A 15,711-nucleotide genomic window follows, 5' to 3' on the forward strand; every position below is an offset into this window, starting at 1 on the left:
ATAGGGAACAAAATGCATAAAATTTTATTTTTTGGAGGATACGTATTATGAGAAAAATGACTTCCCTGCTCCTGGCAGCCGGAATGACCATGGCCCTGTTAAGCGGCTGCGGCGGCGGTACAGAAGCAAAAGAAACCACAGCAGCCCAGACAACGGCAGCAGAGACCAAGGCGGAGGAGACCACCGCAGCAGAGTCCAAAGAAGCTGAGACAAAGGCAGCAGAGGTAAAGGCTCCGGAAAAGGATGTGGAGATGCAGTATATGTCCGTGGAGGACGCCCACAGCAATTTAGGAAAGGACGGTTATACCTTCCTGGATGTCCGCAAGGCAGAGGATCATAAGACCTCCTGCGTTCCCGGCTCCGTAGGCGTGGACATGGACGCAGCCAAGGGAGGCGACTTCCAGGCCGGTGTGACAGCTATGCAGCCCATCGTGGACGAGCACGACGACAACCTGGTGATCATCTGCTATTCTGGAAAATCCTATGCTCAGGCTACCACCAACGTGCTGTCTGCACTGGGATATGATATGAGCAAGGTATACACCCTGGAGGGCGGCTACAAGGCATGGACCAAAGCTTATGCTGACGAGGTAGAGGTTGCCCAGGAGATCAAGGCTCCGGAAAAAGACGTGGAGATGCAGTACATGACCGTTGAAGAGGCCGCTGAGAAGGCAGGCGCTGACGGCTACACCTTCTTTGATGTCCGCAAGGCTGCCGACTACGCTGAGGGCCACATTCCGGGAGCCGTTTCCGCCGATATGGATGCTGCTAAAGAGGGCGACTTCAACGCCGGCGTTTCCACCATGCAGGTGGCTACCCGCGATATGGACGATACCCTGGTACTGGTATGCTACTCCGGTAAGAGATACGCCCAGGCTACCACCAACGTGCTGTCTGCACTGGGCTACGACATGAGCAAGGTATACACCCTGGAGGGCGGCTTTACAAAATGGAGCGAGACCTATCCGGACCAGATCGAGAAATAAACAGGCAGAAACCGTATTGACAAATACCCGGAAATATGCCATAATCAGATGGTATGTGAGCGCCGGCACCCAGTCTTTGGACGACTCCAGCCAGGACTTAGTGACCGGTAAGAATATCATCTATATTTTAAGGAGGAACTTTCAATGATTTCCAAGGAAAAGAAAGCAGCTATCATTGCTGAGTACGGCAGAAAAGAAGGAGATACCGGTTCACCGGAGGTACAGATCGCGATCCTTACTGCCAGAATCGCAGAGCTTACAGAGCATTTAAAGGACAACCCGAAGGATCATCACTCCAGACGCGGCCTTCTTATGATGGTAGGTCAGAGACGTGGTCTCCTTGCTTACCTGAAGAAGAAAGACCTGGAAGGTTACCGTGCTCTTATCGAAAAGTTAGGCATCAGAAAGTAATCACAGACCTAAGGGTGGGGGCCAGGAATGGACTCCGCCCTTCTTTTTACACGTGCTTTCCATTATCTGACCAGGCAGGAGAAACATCCGAGACCGCTAAAGGACGCAGGAGCGGATCCTGTGCCGTTTAGTAGTTTCGGCTTCTTCTGCCAGACTATATTTTATTGAGAAAAGGAGACGAAGCCATGTTTAAAAGTTTTTCCATGGACTTAGCCGGACGTACCTTAACCGTTGAGGTGGGCCGTGTGGCAAAGCAGGCCAACGGTGCAGCGTTCATGCACTACGGCGATACAGTCGTTCTTTCTACGGCAACTGCATCCGATAAACCCAGGGACGGGATCGATTTCTTCCCCTTAAGCGTTGAATTTGAAGAGAAATTATACGCAGTCGGAAAGATCCCGGGAGGCTTTACAAAGAGAGAAGGAAAGGCGTCTGAGAACGCAGTCCTTACTGCCCGTGTCATCGACCGCCCCATGCGTCCTCTGTTCCCCAAGGATTACAGAAACGACGTGACCCTTGACAACATCGTTATGTCTGTGGATCCGGAGTGCAGCCCGGAGCTGACCGCAATGCTGGGCTCTGCCATTGCCACCAGCATTTCCGATATCCCCTTTGACGGTCCCTGCGCCACCACCCAGGTGGGCCTCATCGACGGTGAGTTCATCATCAACCCCACTGCGGCGCAGAAGAAGGTTTCCGATCTGGCCCTGACCGTGGCTTCAACCAGGGAAAAGGTCATCATGATCGAAGCCGGAGCCAACGAGGTTCCCGAGGATACGATGATCGAAGCCATCTTCAAGGCTGACGAGGTAAATAAAGAGATCATCGCCTTCATTGACAAGATCGTTGCCGAGTGCGGAAAAGAAAAGCATTCCTACGAGAGCTGTGCGATCCCGGAAGAGCTGTTTGCCGCCATCCGGGAGATCGTTCCGCCGGAGGAGATGGAAGAGGCCGTATTTACAGACGATAAGCAGACCCGTGAGGAGAACATCCGCCAGATCACAGAGCGTCTGGAGGAAGCGTTTGCAGAAAATGAAGAGTGGCTTCCGCTGGTGGGAGACGCCGTTTACCAGTACCAGAAGAAGACAGTCAGAAAGATGATCTTAAAGGATCACAAGAGACCGGACGGCCGTAAGATCGACGAGATCCGTCCCCTGGCTGCGGAAGTGGATCTTTTACCGAGAGTCCACGGCTCCGGTATGTTCACCCGCGGACAGACCCAGATCTTAAACGCATGTACACTGGCTCCCCTTTCCGAGGCCCAGCGCCTGGATGGTCTGGATGAAAATGAGACCACCAAGAGATATATGCACCACTATAACTTCCCGTCCTTCTCGGTTGGCGAGACAAAGCCGTCCAGAGGACCGGGACGCCGTGAGATCGGCCATGGCGCTTTAGCAGAGCGCGCTCTTCTGCCGGTACTTCCCAGCGAAGAGGAGTTCCCCTACGCCATCCGTACTGTATCTGAGACCATGGAATCCAACGGATCCACCTCCCAGGCCAGCATCTGTGCTTCCTCCCTGTCCTTAATGGCAGCAGGCGTACCGATCCGATCCATGGTAGCCGGTATCTCCTGCGGTCTTGTGACCGGAGAGACCGACGACGACTACCTGGTGCTTACAGATATCCAGGGCCTTGAGGACTTCTTTGGAGACATGGACTTTAAGGTGGGCGGTACCCATAAGGGAATCACAGCCATCCAGATGGATATCAAGATCCACGGCCTGACCCGCCAGATCATCGAAGAGGCCATCCGCCGCTGCCGTGAGGCCCGCCTTTACATCATGGACAATGTAATGGCTCCGGTGATCTCCGAGCCCAGAAAGCAGCTTTCCCAGTATGCGCCCAAGATCTCCCAGATCATGATCGATCCCCAGAAGATTGGCGATGTGGTAGGAAAGCAGGGCAAGGTGATCAATGGCATCATCGCTGAGACCGGCGTAAAGATCGATATCACCGACGACGGAGCTGTAAATGTATGCGGCACGGATCAGGAGATGATCGACAAAGCGATTTCCATTATTAAAAACATCGTTACCGAGGTAGAGGCAGGCATGATCTTTACCGGTAAGGTAGTCCGGATCATGGAATTCGGTGCCTTCGTGGAGTTGGCTCCCAACAAGGACGGCATGGTCCACATTTCCAAGCTGTCCGATAAGAGAGTAGCCAAGGTGGAGGATGTTGTGAACATCGGCGACGTGGTAACCGTCCGCGTGACCGAGGTGGACCGCATGGGAAGGATCAACCTGACCATGAGACCGGAGGACATGACTGCGGATCTTGAAAAGCTGACCCGTCCGGAGAAACGCGAGGAAAGACGCGACCGCGGGGACAGAAGAGGCGGAGACAGAGAACGCCGCGGCGACAGAGAGCGCAGGGATGACAGAAGAGAGAAAAGAGAAGAGAACGAATAAATAAGCAAAAAGCGGAGAGCTGCCGGGAACGGCGGCGTCTCCGCTTTTTAAGAATACGTTTTAATGATCTCCCCGGCGATGGTCTGTCTGGTAACGCAGCGGTCCATGGCCTGTTTTTCGATGTAGCGGTGGGCTTCAGGCTCGCTCATGGAGAGCTGGCTGATCAGAAGCCACTTGGCCTTATTGACCAGACGGATCTCAGCCATTTTTTCTTCAATGGACAGGGATTTTTTTTCAAATTGTCTCAGACGCTCTCTGGCACTTTCAAGCCAGCTGAGCGCATAGGTCATGGTTGTTTTCGATATGGGCTTTGACAGGGTGAACACGCCGTATTCGGTGACCTGTTCATGGATCCCGTTATGCAGGTCGCTTTTTACCAGAAGGAGGACCACCGACTGCCGGCTGCTGCACAGATCAATGGCAAAACGGACGCCCATGTCGTCGGGCAGAGGGGAATTGATGATAACAAAGTCATACGCCTTTGCCGCAGCCGCCCGTCTGGCGGCGCTGATGCTTGATACCGTCCGGACGGGGGAATATCTTGCCTCGGGCAGCAGGTCCGCGAAGGCGGAGGTGAGGGAGCCGGCTGCGGAAACGATGAGAATGCTGTATGAACGTCCTCTTAAGCTCATGGTTCACCCTCCTTCTGGGAATCCGGTCTACTGGCCGCAGTATATTTTTAAAATGGCCTCCGGGATATATTTTCTGATAAAGGCGCTGCCTGCGGCGGCGGCGCGGGCAGCCTCAAGATCCTCTGGAAGCTGCCTAAAAGCCGCAAGGGCAGAGGCATCTGCCCGGTACAGATTGAAATCCGCAGGCGGCGGCGGCACCAGCCTGCCCTGAAGGCCCTCGAGGACCGCATAGATCATAAGGGCAAAGGCCAGATAGGGATTTGCGGACGGGTCCGGGGAGCGGAGCTCCACACGCCGGTACGCACCCACGGCCGCCGGGACACGGATCAGCTGGGAGCGGTTTTCACTGGACCAGGAGATGTACCTGGGAGCCTTATTGCTGCCAAAGCGCTTGTAGGAATTGGCGGTTGGATTTAAAAATACGGTCATATCTGAAATTTTATCCAGGATGCCGGCGATCATGGGATCCATATGGTCGGCGCCGTCGGAGGACTTTACAGACATGTTGATATGGAAGCCGTTTCCTGCCTTGTTTTCCAATGGCTTGGGACTGAAATCAGCAAAGATGCCGTTCAGCCCGGCAATGGTCTTTACTACGGTCTGAAAGGTCATGGAGTTGTCGGCAGCAGTCAGAGGGTCAGAATAGCGGAAGTCGATCTCATTCTGCCCAGGCCCCTCCTCATGGTGCGAGCTTTCCGGCAGGATCCCCATCTGGTCCAGCATAAGGCAGACCTCGCGGCGTATATCCTCGCCCTTGTCTTCGGGGGCGATATCCATATAGGCCGCGTGGTCATGGGGGATCTTGGTGGGCGTTCCGTTGTCGTCCAGCCGGAACAGATAAAATTCCTGCTCCGCTCCAAAGAAAAACTGGTATCCGGCCCTGTCCGCGTCCTGGACGGCCCTCCTTAACAGGGAGCGGGTATCACATTCGAAGATTTTTCCATCCAGACCGGTGATGCTGCAGAACATCCGTACCACGCGTCCGTGCTCCGGCCGCCAGGGCAGGGCCGTCAGCGTATCCGTGTCAGGATGAAGGAACAGGTCCGAATGGCTTTCATCGCCAAAGCCGGTGATGGCAGATGCGTCAATGGCGATGCCGTACTCAAAAGCCCTGGGCAGCTCCTGCGGCATGATGGAAATATTTTTCTGCCTTCCAAATACATCGCAGAACGCCAGACGGATGAATTTCACGTCCTCCTCCCGCATATACTGGAGAACTTCTTCTTTCGAATATTTCATAATCTTACCTGCTTTCTTTACGATTGCTGCTGAAAACGTAAGAGGCGTCCATTTTTAAGGCAGAAATATACTGCTGTAAAAATGAACGCCCTTGCTCATATTTAATATATATACTGTGGATCTGAGCGTTTGTCAAGAGACAAAAAGTTTTTTTCAGCCGGGCCGGCGGGAAATGGGCAGAGAAAAAAATAAAAAAGGGATTGACAATTTTTTTTCCGGGGTGTATGATGCAACCCATAAAGGCAAAGGCGTCTTTGAGACAGGATCTCAGAGGCGCCTTTGCCTTTGCATTTTTTTAACAACAGGCGAGGAGCGATAGTATGAAAAATGTACCGGATTTTTTTGGATGCAGCGTATTCGATGACCGGGTGATGAAGGCAAAGCTTCCCTCAAAGGTATATCTGTCATTGAGAAGGACCATTGAGGAAGGCGAAAAGCTGGACATCAGCGTAGCCAATGCCGTTGCGGATGCCATGAAGGACTGGGCCGCCGCCAAAGGGGCCACCCACTATACACACTGGTTCCAGCCTCTGACCGGCGTGACGGCGGAAAAGCACGACGGATTTATTTCCCCGTCGCCGGACGGCGGGGTGATCATGGAATTTTCGGGGAAGGAGCTGATCAAGGGGGAACCGGACGCGTCCTCGTTCCCGTCCGGCGGACTCCGGGCGACCTTTGAGGCAAGAGGCTATACGGCGTGGGATCCCACCTCATACGCGTTTATCAAGGGAAAAACCCTGTATATTCCCACGGCATTCTGCTCCTATGGAGGCGAGGCGCTGGATAAGAAGACACCGCTGCTCAGATCCATGGAGGCCTTAAATAAGCAGGCCCTGCGCATTCTCCGTCTGTTTGGAAATGACGATGTAAAATATGTCCGCACAGCCGTGGGACCGGAGCAGGAATATTTTCTTATTACAAGGGAAATGTATGAGCAGAGAAAGGACCTGCGGTTCACGGGACGGACTCTTTTTGGAGCGAAGCCTCCCAAGGGACAGGAAATGGACGATCATTATTTTGGAGTGATCAAGCCAAGGGTGGCCGCATATATGGAGGATCTGAATAAGGAGCTCTGGAAGCTGGGGGTCCTGGCGAAAACAGAGCATAACGAGGTGGCCCCGGCCCAGCATGAGCTGGCGCCCATTTACACCACCACCAATATCGCGACGGACCATAACCAGCTGACCATGGAAATGATGCAGAAGGTGGCGGCAAAGCACGGCCTGGTATGCCTTCTCCACGAGAAGCCGTTTGCCGGAGTAAACGGAAGCGGCAAGCATAATAACTGGTCGATGGCGACGGATAAGGGGATCAACCTTCTGTCTCCGGGGGAAACGCCCTATGAAAATGCCCAGTTCCTGCTGTTTTTGTGCGCTGTGATCCAGGCAGTGGACGACTATCAGGATCTGCTCCGCATTTCTGTGGCAACAGCTGGAAACGACCACAGGCTTGGCGCCAATGAAGCGCCTCCGGCGGTGGTGTCCATCTTTCTGGGAGACGAACTGAACGGGGTCCTGGAGGCCATCGAAACCGGTACGCCGTATGCGGGAGCAGAAAAGACACAGATGAAGCTGGGGGTCAATGTTCTTCCCAAATTTAACCGGGATACGACGGACCGCAACCGCACGTCGCCTTTTGCGTTTACTGGGAATAAATTTGAATTCCGTATGCTGGGCTCTTCCAACAGCATTGCCTGTGCCAACATCATGCTGAACAGTGCAGTGGCAGAATGCCTGAAGCTCTATGCGGACCGGCTGGAGAAGGCGGGGGATTTTGAGACTGCGCTTCATGAAACGCTCCGTGAGACCATCCGGGATCACAAACGGATCATTTTTAATGGGAATGGCTATGACGACGCATGGCTGAAGGAGGCTGTGGAAAAAAGAGGGCTTCTGAATTACCGGACAACGCCGGACTGCATCCCCCATCTTCTGGATGAAAAAAATGTGAGGATGCTGACGTCCCATAAGGTATTTTCTGAGGCGGAGCTGAGATCCAGATGCGAGATCCTGCTGGACAACTATTGCAAGACGGTCCTGATCGAAGCAAACACCATGATCGATATGGCGAGAAGGGAGATCGCTCCGGCGGTGAGCGGGTACGCAGCGGAGCTGGCCCATACGGCAGCGGCCAAGAAAGCTGTGGACAGCTCGTTATCCTGCGGCTATGAGACGGAACTGCTGAAGAAGCTGGCAATGCTGGAGGATCAGATCATGATCCGGTCTGAGGAACTGCAGGAGGCTGTGCTGGAGGTCCAGGACATTGGGGATATTGCAGAGGAATCCCGCAGGATCCGGGATACTGTTTTAGGAAAAATGGGGCAGCTCCGGGTCGCCTGCGACAGTGCGGAAACCATGACGGCAAAGAAATACTGGCCGTTCCCCACCTATGAGGACCTGTTATTCAGCGTAAGATAAAACGGGGAAAGGAAATTGATAATGAAACAATACAGATTTGAAACGCTCCAGATCCATGTGGGCCAGGAAATGCCGGATCCGGCCACAGATGCGCGCGCAGTACCGATTTACGCCACTGCGTCATATGTTTTTCATGACTGCGCCCATGCGGCGGCCCGATTTGGGCTAGAGGATCCCGGAAATATTTACGGCCGTCTGACCAATTCCACTCAGGAGGTGCTGGAAAAGCGGGCTGCCGCCCTGGAGGGAGGCACTGCAGCGCTGGCGCTGGCTTCGGGGGCTGCCGCCATTGCGTATACCCTGCAGGCCCTGGGACAGAACGGCGGCCACTTTGTGGCCCAGAAAACAATCTATGGAGGCAGCTACAACCTGATGGAGCATACGCTTCCCGGCTTTGGGATCACGGCCTCTTTTGTGAATATCCATGATCTTGACGAGGTGGAGGCTGCGATCCAGGAAAATACAAGGGCAGTCTACATCGAAACCCTGGGAAATCCCAACAGCGACATCCCCGATATCGACGCGCTGGCGGCCCTTGCCCACAGACATGGCATTCCTCTTGTTGTGGACAATACCTTCGGCACACCGTATTTCATCCGTCCCATCGAGCACGGAGCGGATATTGTGGTACATTCCGCTACAAAATTTCTTGGGGGCCATGGCACGACCCTTGGAGGCCTCATTGTGGATTCGGGAAATTTCGACTGGGCTGTCTCGGGGAAGTATCCGGCCATTGCAGAGCCGAACCCAAGCTATCACGGTGTTTCCTTCGTAAAGGCCGCCGGTCCGGCCGCCTTTGTCACCTATATCCGCGCGATCCTGCTCCGGGACACGGGAGCGTCCATTTCTCCATTTGCGGCGTTTTTGCTGCTGCAGGGGATCGAAACGCTGTCGCTCCGTCTGGAACGCCATGCGGAAAACACGAAACGGGTGGTGGAATTTTTAAATGGCCATCCACAGGTCGAAAGGGTGAACCATCCGTCGCTCCCGTCCCATCCGGATCACGCACTTTACCAGAAATTTTTTCCCAATGGGGGAGCATCTGTTTTTACGTTTGATATTAAGGGAGGAGCAGAGGCTGCGTATAAATTTATCGATAATCTGCAGGTGTTTTCACTGCTTGCCAATGTGGCGGATGTGAAAAGCCTGGTGATCCATCCGGCAACCACGACCCACAGCCAGCTTTCTCCCGAAGAACTGGCGGACCAGGAGATCCGGCCCAATACGATCCGGCTTTCCATAGGGACCGAGCATATTGAGGATATCCTTGAGGATCTGCAGATGGGATTTCATGCGGCGGAGCAGATGGGCCTGGATGCTGCCGGGGCGGAAATGCCGGAGAAAATGGAGGAACGGTCATGACAAAATATATATTTGTGACCGGAGGTGTAGTCTCTGGTCTGGGAAAGGGGATCACAGCCGCCTCTCTTGGCAGGCTTTTAAAGGCCAGGGGCCTGAAGGTGGCGGCCCAGAAGCTGGATCCGTATATCAATGTCGATCCGGGGACCATGAGTCCGTACCAGCACGGAGAGGTATATGTGACCGAGGACGGGGCGGAAACCGACCTGGATCTGGGCCACTATGAGCGGTTCATTGACGAGGACCTGAACCAGTACTCCAATCTGACAACCGGAAAGGTCTACTGGAACGTTCTCAACAAAGAGCGGAGAGGAGAATACCTGGGCTCCACGGTCCAGGTGATCCCTCATATTACCAATGAGATCAAGGAATTCGTGTACCGCGTGGGAAAAAAGACAGATGCGGACGTGGTGATCACAGAGATCGGAGGGACCATCGGGGATATTGAATCCCAGCCGTTTTTGGAGGCTGTGCGCCAGATCGCTCTGGAGGTGGGAGATGAGAACAGCCTGTTCATCCATGTGACCCTGGTCCCCTATCTGAGCGGGTCTGAGGAGCATAAATCAAAGCCGACCCAGCATTCTGTCAAGGAGCTCCGGGGCATGGGGATCAATCCCGATCTCATCGTTCTCCGGACAGACAGACCGCTGGAGGAGGCCATTTTCCGGAAGATCTCCCTGTTCTGCAACGTAAAGGAGGACTGTGTGATCGAAAACAGGACTCTGGCGAATCTGTACGAAGCGCCTCTGATGCTGGAATGCTCCGGCTTTTCGGATGTGGTATGCAGAGAGCTCCGCATTGACGCGCCGGAGCCGGATCTGGCCGAGTGGGAAGCCATGGTGGAGCGGATCCGGAGCCGGTCAGAGGAGGTACATATCGGCCTGGTGGGCAAATACGTAAAGCTCCATGACGCGTATCTGTCTGTGGCGGAGGCAATGAACCATGCGGGCTATGGACTGAATGCGTTTGTGAGGATCCACTGGATCGATTCTGAAACGATCAAAAGGGAAACGGCAGCCGGGGTCCTGGGCGGACTGGACGGGATCATCGTTCCAGGCGGGTTTGGAAACCGCGGGATCGAGGGAATGATCCTGGCCGCAGAATACGCCCGTGAAAACCAGATCCCCTACCTGGGGATCTGTCTGGGGATGCAGATCGCGGTCATTGAATTTGCCAGGAATGTTCTGGGGCTGGCAGACGCCAATTCGGGAGAATTCGACGAACAGTGCGCGCACAAGGTGATCGATTTTATGCCGGGACAGAGCGGGGAGATCCATAAGGGCGGCACCCTGCGCCTGGGAAGCTATCCCTGCCGCATAAAGGAAGGAAGCAGAATGGAAGAGTGCTATGGCGCCGGACTGATCCATGAGCGCCACCGTCACCGCTATGAGCTTAACAATCAGTACCGCAGGGAACTGGAGCAGGCGGGACTTGTGATTAGCGGCGTCTCTCCGGACGACCGGCTGGCAGAGGCCGTAGAACTGCCGGACCATCCGTTTTTTGTGGGAGTGCAGTTCCATCCGGAATTTAAGAGCCGGCCCAACCAGCCCCATCCACTGTTTAAAGGCTTTATTTCAGCCGCATTGCAGCAGGCGAAGGGAAAAGAGGTGTAGGACTATGTGCGGGATCATTGGATTTGCGGGAAATACAGAGGCAGTTCCCATTCTGCTGGACGGGCTGGAGCGGCTGGAATACAGAGGATATGACTCAGCCGGAGTCGCGGTGGCATCGCCGGAGGGAAGGCTCCAGGTAAAAAAATGCAAAGGCCGCCTTGGCGTTCTCCGGGAGGCCCTGGCCGCCCAGAAGCCTCTGACCGGGCAGGTGGGCATCGGCCATACCAGATGGGCGACCCATGGGGAGCCGAACGATGTAAACGCCCATCCCCATGTGAGCCAGAGCGGGAAGCTTGCAGTGGTCCACAATGGGATCATAGAAAATTATCTGGAGATCAAACAGTCTCTGCTCCATAAAGGCGTTGTGTTTGCCTCTGATACGGATACAGAGGTCATTGTCCAGCTTCTGGAGTATTATTATAAGAAGAGCTCCAACCTGATGGACGCGGTGTATGAGGTTTTAAACCGCATCAAGGGCGCTTACGCCATGGGGATCCTCTGCTCGGATTTCCCGGAGCAGCTGATCGCCGTACGAAAGGACGCGCCGCTGCTCATCGGCTACGGAGCAGACGGAAATTATATTGCCTCTGACGTGACCGCGCTGCTTGCCCACACAAGGACGGTCACCTATATGGAGGATGACGAGGTGGCAGTGGTCACGGCAGACCATGTGCAGATCCTTGGAAGGGACGGCTGCTTTCTGGAAAAGGAAAAGCATCAGATCCAATGGGACGTTTCAGCAGCGGAAAAAGGCGGGTACGCCCACTTTATGTTAAAAGAGATCATGGAGCAGCCGGAGGCCGTCCGCAGGACCATCCAGCCGAGACTGGCAGATGGGGAGATCGTGTTTGAGGAACTGGAGGATGAAAGGGACCTGATGAAGGGGATCTCCAGGATCTATCTTGTGGCCTGCGGCTCCGCATACCATGTGGGAATGATCGGAAAGTACGCCCTGGAAAGACTCCTGGGAATTCCTGTGGAGGCCTGCCTCGCGTCTGAGTTCCGGTACAGCGCGCCGCTCTTGGGCGAGTCGGCGCTGGTGATCGTGATCAGCCAGTCGGGAGAAACGCTGGATTCCATGGCGGCGCTCCGGGAAGCGAAGCGGAGGGGCTCGAAGGTCCTTTCCATCGTAAACGTCATGGGAAGCTCCATTGCCAGGGAATCGGATCATGTGCTTTATACGTGGGCGGGGCCGGAGATCGCCGTGGCGACCACAAAGGCATATACCACACAGACTGTTCTTCTTCTCATGCTGGGCGTTTATCTGGCCAGGCGGCTGGACCGGATCGGAAACGGAGAGTACCAGGAGATCGTCCGGGAGCTTCATGGCCTGCATGAAAGGATCGGTATGGTCTTAAAAAACCTGGAGCTTTACCAGAAAACGGCAGCCAGGTATTTTAACCATGACAGCGTCTTTTACATCGGACGGAACCAGGACTACGCCCTGGGGATGGAGGGCTCCCTGAAATTAAAGGAGATCTCCTACATCCACTCGGAATCCTATGCGGCGGGAGAGCTGAAGCATGGGACCATTTCCCTGATCGAGCCGGGAACGCTGGTGGTTGCCCTGGCGGCCTATGAGCCGCTGGTGGAAAAAATGCGGTCCAATATCGTGGAGGTAAGGTCCAGAGGCGCGGAGGTGGTCGCAATGACCACGGAAGAGACCAGGGACATGATCGGCAGCCAGGCATCGGAGGTATTTGTGATCCCAAAGATCCATACGCTCCTGCAGCCGGTGCTGGGAGTGGTCCCGCTGCAGCTGTTTGCCTATTATATCGCGCTGAACAGGGGCTGCGATATTGATAAGCCAAGAAATCTTGCAAAATCGGTTACGGTAGAATAGGGAATGGAGGCAGGAGAAAGGAGCAGGATGGGAATTCACGAAGAATGCGGCGTGTTTGGAGTGCTCAGCGCCAAAAAAGAAAATGTGGCGGAGCTGGTCTATTACGGGCTCTATGCCCTGCAGCACAGAGGGCAGGAAAGCTGTGGGATCGTGGTCAATGACGATGGGGTCTTTTCCTCTTACAAGGACCTGGGACTGGTGAGCGAGGTGTTTTCAAAGGATACCCTGGCTCATTTTCCCGAAGGGACCATGGCGGTGGGCCATGTGAGATATGGGACCACCGGAGGAAACACAAGGAGCAACTGCCAGCCCATTGAGGTCAGCCACCAGAAGGGGAAAATGGCCCTGGCCCACAACGGGAACCTGACCAACGCCTTAACGCTCCGCGACAGGCTGGAGCTGTCAGGCGCTATTTTCCATACGACCAGCGATACGGAAACCATTGCGTATATGATCACCAGAGAACGGCTGGGAGCGTCCAGCATCGAGGAGGCCGTCAGCCGCGCCATGGAGTCTCTGGAGGGAGCGTATTCCCTGGTACTGATGTCCTCTGCGAAAATGGTCGCCGCGCGGGATCCATATGGATTCAGGCCCCTGTGCTATGGCAGGATGCCGGACGGCGCCTATGTGGCCGCGTCGGAGAGCTGCGCGCTGTCTGCGGTGGGGGCGGAGTATGTGAGGGATGTTCTGCCTGGGGAGATCGTGGTCTTCCGTCCGGACGGTGTGGAATCCAGAAGAGAGCACTGCGGAACCCAGAGGCAGAAGACCTGTATTTTTGAATATATCTATTTTGCCAGGCCGGATTCTGTGATCGACGGCATATCGGTCCACGAATCGAGAAGAAGGGCGGGAGAGCTGCTGGCAGAGCGGTATCCGGTGGACGCGGACCTGGTGACCGGGGTTCCGGACAGCGGGCTGGACGCGGCCCTGGGATTTTCGGAGCGGTCCGGGATCCCCTATGGGATCGGGCTGATCAAAAATAAATATATCGGAAGGACCTTTATCTCTCCGGGACAGAGGGAGCGGCTGGATCAGGTCAGGATCAAGCTCTCTCCTGTAAGGAGTGTCATTGAAGGGAAACGGGTGGTTTTGATCGACGATTCCATTGTCCGCGGAACCACCAGCAGGCGCATTGTAAAGCTTCTGCGGGACGCGGGAGCCAGAGAGATCCATATGAGGATCTCTGCTCCGCCGTTTCTGCATCCCTGCTATTATGGGACCGATATTGATTCAGAGGAAAATCTGATCGCCTGCCATCACACCACAGAGGAGATCGCGAAGCTCATAGGAGTGGATTCCCTGGGCTATCTGGAGGTGGAAAGCCTGGGCAGGCTGACAGGCAGCAAAAATTACTGCGCTGCCTGTTTCCAGGGAGATTATCCGACAAAGATACCGGCCGACCTCCGGAAGGACCGTTTTGAAAGAAGGCTGTCAGAGGAGATCGGAGGAAGAAAGGAAGGAACGGAATGATACCAAATACCAACTATAAGAATTTAAAGGATTCCTATCTGTTTTACCATATCGCACAGAAGACAAAGGCGTATCTGGAGCAGCATCCCGGGGCCTATCTGTACCGCATGGGCATCGGCGACGTGTCCCTGCCCCTTTGCGACGCGGTGATCCAGGCCCTTCACAAGGCCGTAGACGACCAGGCGGTCAAAGCCTCTTTCCATGGGTATATGCCGGAATGCGGTGATCCGGAGCTCCGCAGGACCATTGCCGGATACTATAAAAAGAGGAACGCGGACCTTTCGCCGGAGGAGGTATTTATTTCCAGCGGCGCCAGCGATGAGCTGGGAGATATCCTCGATCTGTTCGGCAGGGACAAGAAGGTTATGATCATGGAGCCAGCCTATCCGGCTTATGTGGATGCCAATATCATCGCAGGCAATACGATCATACATATCCCATCGGGAGAGGCAGAGGGCTTTGTGCCGCAGCCCGGTGAAAGGGATCGGGCGGATGTGATCTATATCTGTTCCCCCAACAATCCGACGGGGGCGGTCTTCAGCCGCGAGAGATTAAAGCAATGGGTGGATTACGCCAACCGGACCGACGCGGTTCTTCTGTTTGATGCCGCCTATGAGGCATTTATTGAGGACGAGGATATCCCCCATAGTATTTTTGAAATAGAGGGGGCAAAAACCTGTGCCATTGAGATCTGTTCCTTGTCGAAGACAGCCGGATTCACAGGGACCAGGCTGGGCTATACGGTGATCCCCAGGGAGCTGGAGCGGAATGGGATGCGCTTAAATGAAATGTGGATCCGGAACCGCACAACCAAAACCAATGGGGTCTCCTACATCATCCAGAAAGGCGGAGCAGCTGTGTTCACTGAGGAAGGACAAAAGCAGGTCCGTGAAAGGATCCAGGTTTATAAAAAGAATGCGAAGGTGCTCATGGAGGCCCTGGACCGGCTGGGGATCTGGTACTGCGGCGGAAAAAACGCGCCCTACATCTGGATGAGGTGCCCTGGGGGAATGGGAAGCTGGGAGTTTTTCGACTACCTGCTCCAGGAGATCCAGGTAGTGGGAACGCCGGGAGAAGGCTTTGGAGCATGCGGGGAAGGATATTTCCGGTTTTCCACCTTCGGCTCGCCGGAGGATACAAAGGAGGCGGCAGAACGGCTGGTGAAGCTGCTGGGCTGACGATTCCTTTCCCGCCCTGCGGGGCCAGTCCACTGGCTGCTTCATTCGTTCTTGTTTTGTCAATATCAACTAAAATTCAAGGAATGCCCAGTCATAGAATCGTCCTTTTTACAAGTTGCATATAACTAACTGATGTGCTATACTCTGCG

General features: G+C 54.6%; 11 protein-coding genes. 9 read left to right on the forward strand and 2 right to left on the reverse strand.

Translation table 11 applies throughout. The annotated features are described in order from the left end of the window. Positions 1 to 47 precede the first annotated feature (47 nt). The 3 genes from ACI6NM_RS16120 to ACI6NM_RS16130 all read left to right on the forward strand — a co-directional run bounded on the left by ACI6NM_RS16120 (position 48) and on the right by ACI6NM_RS16130 (position 3,811). A complete protein-coding gene (locus tag ACI6NM_RS16120) occupies positions 48 to 986 on the forward strand; it encodes a rhodanese-like domain-containing protein (RefSeq protein WP_262427173.1) in 939 nt (312 codons plus the stop codon). 144 nt (positions 987 to 1,130) lie between these two features. After that, complete coding sequence (gene rpsO / locus ACI6NM_RS16125; RefSeq protein WP_022272534.1) at positions 1,131 to 1,397, forward strand: 30S ribosomal protein S15; 267 nt, start codon at positions 1,131 to 1,133, stop codon at positions 1,395 to 1,397. 185 nt (positions 1,398 to 1,582) lie between these two features. After that, complete coding sequence (locus ACI6NM_RS16130) at positions 1,583 to 3,811, forward strand: polyribonucleotide nucleotidyltransferase (protein ID WP_158359712.1); 2,229 nt, start codon at positions 1,583 to 1,585, stop codon at positions 3,809 to 3,811. Positions 3,812 to 3,858: 47 nt separating this feature from the next. On the opposite strand, the gene ACI6NM_RS16135 is transcribed toward ACI6NM_RS16130, so the two are convergent. Together ACI6NM_RS16135 and ACI6NM_RS16140 are read right to left on the reverse strand one after the other, a co-directional pair. Next, a complete protein-coding gene (locus tag ACI6NM_RS16135) occupies positions 3,859 to 4,443 on the reverse strand; it encodes an ANTAR domain-containing response regulator (RefSeq protein ID WP_262427172.1) in 585 nt (194 codons plus the stop codon). A 27-nt stretch (positions 4,444 to 4,470) separates the two neighbouring features. Then, on the reverse strand, positions 4,471 to 5,682 hold the full coding sequence (locus ACI6NM_RS16140; protein ID WP_022272537.1) for a glutamine synthetase family protein: 1,212 nt from the start codon (positions 5,680 to 5,682) through the stop codon (positions 4,471 to 4,473). A 320-nt stretch (positions 5,683 to 6,002) separates the two neighbouring features. On the opposite strand from ACI6NM_RS16140, the gene ACI6NM_RS16145 reads away from it, so the two are divergent. The 6 genes from ACI6NM_RS16145 to ACI6NM_RS16170 are packed head-to-tail and all read left to right on the forward strand — an operon-like array spanning position 6,003 to position 15,562. Next, positions 6,003 to 8,099 (forward strand): glutamine synthetase III family protein, encoded by a 2,097-nt coding sequence (locus ACI6NM_RS16145; RefSeq protein WP_262427171.1) that lies wholly within the window; start codon positions 6,003 to 6,005, stop codon positions 8,097 to 8,099. Between the two features lie 21 nt (positions 8,100 to 8,120). Next, entirely contained in the window at positions 8,121 to 9,461 is a 1,341-nt protein-coding gene (locus tag ACI6NM_RS16150) for an aminotransferase class I/II-fold pyridoxal phosphate-dependent enzyme (RefSeq protein WP_316451100.1), read from the forward strand. Next, a complete protein-coding gene (locus tag ACI6NM_RS16155) occupies positions 9,458 to 11,071 on the forward strand; it encodes a CTP synthase (protein WP_262427169.1) in 1,614 nt (537 codons plus the stop codon). Before ACI6NM_RS16150 ends, ACI6NM_RS16155 begins: the two co-directional genes overlap by 4 nt. Before the next feature lie 4 nt (positions 11,072 to 11,075). Further along, positions 11,076 to 12,914: a glutamine--fructose-6-phosphate transaminase (isomerizing) gene (gene glmS / locus ACI6NM_RS16160; RefSeq protein ID WP_262427168.1), complete on the forward strand. Its 1,839-nt coding sequence runs from the start codon at positions 11,076 to 11,078 to the stop codon at positions 12,912 to 12,914. Positions 12,915 to 12,941: 27 nt separating this feature from the next. Then, a complete protein-coding gene (gene purF / locus ACI6NM_RS16165; RefSeq protein ID WP_262427167.1) occupies positions 12,942 to 14,384 on the forward strand; it encodes an amidophosphoribosyltransferase in 1,443 nt (480 codons plus the stop codon). Beyond that, the gene (locus tag ACI6NM_RS16170; RefSeq protein ID WP_158359723.1) at positions 14,381 to 15,562 is read left to right on the forward strand and encodes an LL-diaminopimelate aminotransferase; all 1,182 of its coding nucleotides are present in this window, start codon (positions 14,381 to 14,383) and stop codon (positions 15,560 to 15,562) included. The genes purF and ACI6NM_RS16170 overlap by 4 nt, the downstream gene beginning before the upstream one ends. Positions 15,563 to 15,711 lie beyond the last annotated feature (149 nt).

The sequence above is a fragment of the Pilosibacter sp. YYHA0881 genome (genome assembly GCF_051602715.1).
Lineage (GTDB): Bacteria > Bacillota > Clostridia > Lachnospirales > Lachnospiraceae > Alitiscatomonas > Alitiscatomonas aceti.